General features: G+C 66.1%; 4 protein-coding genes. 1 reads left to right on the plus strand and 3 read right to left on the minus strand.

The genetic code is table 11. The features are described 5' to 3' along the window. Positions 1-115 precede the first annotated feature (115 nt). Positions 116-706, plus strand: coding sequence for a cob(I)yrinic acid a,c-diamide adenosyltransferase (locus tag ADBZ5N_RS18650; RefSeq protein ID WP_526260050.1), 591 nt, complete (start codon positions 116-118; stop codon positions 704-706). Positions 707-724: 18 nt separating this feature from the next. Here ADBZ5N_RS18650 and ADBZ5N_RS18655 read toward each other — a convergent pair whose 3' ends face one another. From ADBZ5N_RS18655 to atpD, 3 genes are all read right to left on the minus strand, one after another. After that, on the minus strand, positions 725-1,168 hold the full coding sequence (locus ADBZ5N_RS18655; RefSeq protein ID WP_526260052.1) for a DUF2550 family protein: 444 nt from the start codon (positions 1,166-1,168) through the stop codon (positions 725-727). Positions 1,169-1,180: 12 nt separating this feature from the next. Then, entirely contained in the window at positions 1,181-1,546 is a 366-nt protein-coding gene (locus tag ADBZ5N_RS18660) for a F0F1 ATP synthase subunit epsilon (RefSeq protein WP_526260054.1), read from the minus strand. 66 nt (positions 1,547-1,612) lie between these two features. Next, positions 1,613-2,505 (minus strand): F0F1 ATP synthase subunit beta (atpD, locus tag ADBZ5N_RS18665; RefSeq protein ID WP_526260056.1); only part of this gene is annotated, 893 nt, incomplete at its 5' end.

Here is a 2,505-nt window from a genome sequence, read left to right on the forward strand (position 1 = left end):
GCGACCTCACCGGACAACCGGTTGCCGCCGGTCACCAGGAAGCGCTCACCCACGGCCACGAGTTTAGATCAGCCAGGGGAGGGTTCGAGGCTCATGGCCCGGTACGGTCTGAGTCATGGGAGTTCATCTGACCCGCATCTACACCCGGACCGGCGACGACGGCACCTCGAGCCTGAGTGACTTCTCCCGGGTTCAGAAGAGCGACTCCCGACTGATCGCCTACGCGGACTGCGATGAGGCCAATGCCGCGATCGGGGTCGCCGTCGCTCTCGGCCGGCCCGACGAACCGCTGCGCACCGTGCTCGTCCGGATCCAGAACGACCTGTTCGACGCCGGCGCCGACCTGTCCACTCCCATCGTGGAGAACCCCGAGTACCCGCCGTTGCGGATCACCGAGGACTACATCGATCGGCTGGAGAACTGGTGCGACGAGTACAACGAAGCGCTTCCGGCGCTGAACTCGTTCATTCTCCCCGGCGGAACCGCGCTGTCTGGGCTTCTGCACGTGGCGCGGACCGTCACCAGGCGGGCCGAACGGTCGGCGTGGATAGCGGTGAAAGCGTATCCGCAGACGGTCAGCACGCTGCCAGCCCGGTATCTCAACCGACTGTCCGATCTGCTGTTCATCCTGGGCCGAGTCGCCAACCCGGACGGTGACGTGCTGTGGAAGCCCGGCGGCGAGCGCGAAAAGCCTTCCGGCGCCTGATCCTCGGGACGACGGCGCCTATACGATCGGGCGGCGCGCGCGGGGCGACGGGCGGGATTCGACCCAGGACAGGAACGCTGTCAGCGCGCCCCGATCAAGGGCCAACTCGTAACCCAACTGCTGATCGTCGCTGGAGTCGGACAGGTCGAGCACCACGATCTCCTCGGTCATGATGTCGAACTCGTCACCGCGGGGTGGCCGCCGCGACATGATTTCCAGCCCCCGACGGCTGAGCCTGCGGTCCGGCCACAACCGAAGACTGGACAGCCGGTAGAACCTCGCCTCATCGCCGCGGTAGCGAATCACGCCGTGCCGCCAGCCGTGGCCGCCGACGGCCGGGGTGTCCCGCAGGATCGCGGGGGTACCGCCCTGACCCAGCTTCCACAGCCGGAAGCTCAACGCGGCCGCGAGCAGCAGCAGAACAACAATGAGCGCGATCATGATCGTCATCGACGCGCTCATCGGTGGCTGGCGTCAGTCGATTTGGCCGAGCGCTCGCAACCGCGCCCGTCCCCGGGCGGCGGTCTGCGGATCATCGGAGGCCGCATCGAGTTTGGCTTCGTCGGCGTCGATCTCGGAGGAGAACTCCGCGGACTCGGCCAGGATGGTGACGCCGGCCTCGGTCACCGAGAGAAAGCCGCCGTTGACGGCGATCCGCAGATCATCCTCGCCATCGCGCTCCACCCGGACCATCGCGTCGTCGACGAGTTGAGCGACCAAGGGGATGTGATTGGGCAGGATGCCGATCTCGCCGGAGGTGGTGCGGGTGAACAAGAACGTGGCCTTACCCGACCAGATCTTGCGTTCGACCGAGACGATCGCGACGTCCAATTCGGCCATCTCACCTCACCTTTCGATAGCGACGCTCACAAGGCCCCGCTCGACGTTCGTCGCGACAGACATTCATCACAGAGAAACGCCGAAGCTCTCGGCCTTCTTCGCCAGGTCGTCCAGTCCACCGATCAGGAAGAACGCCTGCTCGGGCACATGGTCGAAGTCGCCCTTGGCGAGGCGATCGAACGCCTCGACGGTCTCCTTGACCGGAACCGTCGAACCCGGCTGACCGGTGAACTGCTCGGCGGCCATCATGTTCTGGCTCAGGAACCGCTCGATGCGCCGCGCCCGGTTCACCAGCTGCTTGTCCTCCTCGGAAAGCTCATCGATGCCGAGGATGGCGATGATGTCCTGAAGGTCCTTGTAGCGCTGCAGAATCCGAATGACCTCCTGGGCGACACGGTAGTGCTCGTCGCCGACGACCGCCGGGTCCAGGATGGTCGAGCTGGAGGCCAGCGGGTCCACCGCCGGGAAGATGCCCTTGGAGAACACCGTCCGGGACAGCTCCGTCGTGGCATCAAGGTGGGCGAAGGTGGTGGCCGGCGCCGGGTCGGTGTAGTCGTCGGCGGGCACGTACACAGCCTGCATCGAGGTGATCGACTTGCCGCGGGTGGAAGTGATGCGCTCCTGCAACTCGCCCATCTCGTCGGCCAGCGTGGGTTGGTAACCCACCGCCGAGGGCATGCGGCCAAGCAGGGTCGAGACCTCGGACCCGGCCTGGGTGAACCGGAAGATGTTGTCGATGAACAGCAGCACGTCCTGGCCCTGCTCGTCGCGGAAGTACTCCGCCATGGTCAGCGCCGACAGCGCCACCCGCATACGGGTGCCCGGCGGCTCGTCCATCTGGCCGAACACCAGCGCGGTGTCCTTGAGCACGTTGGCGTCCGCAAGTTCCACCCACAGGTCGTTGCCCTCACGGGTGCGCTCGCCAACCCCGGCGAACACCGAAGTGCCGCCGAAGTTGC

It is taken from the genome of Mycobacterium sp., from assembly GCF_044370595.1.
In the GTDB taxonomy this organism is placed as follows: domain Bacteria; phylum Actinomycetota; class Actinomycetes; order Mycobacteriales; family Mycobacteriaceae; genus Mycobacterium.

Excerpts from the sequence above, each read along its gene's own strand:
- ADBZ5N_RS18655 (WP_526260052.1), bottom strand. The coding sequence starts at position 1,168 with ATGAGCGCGTCGATGACGATCATGATCGCGCTCATTGTTGTTCTGCTG.
- ADBZ5N_RS18660 (WP_526260054.1), bottom strand. The coding sequence starts at position 1,546 with ATGGCCGAATTGGACGTCGCGATCGTCTCGGTCGAACGCAAGATCTGG.
- ADBZ5N_RS18650 (WP_526260050.1), top strand. The coding sequence starts at position 116 with ATGGGAGTTCATCTGACCCGCATCTACACCCGGACCGGCGACGACGGC.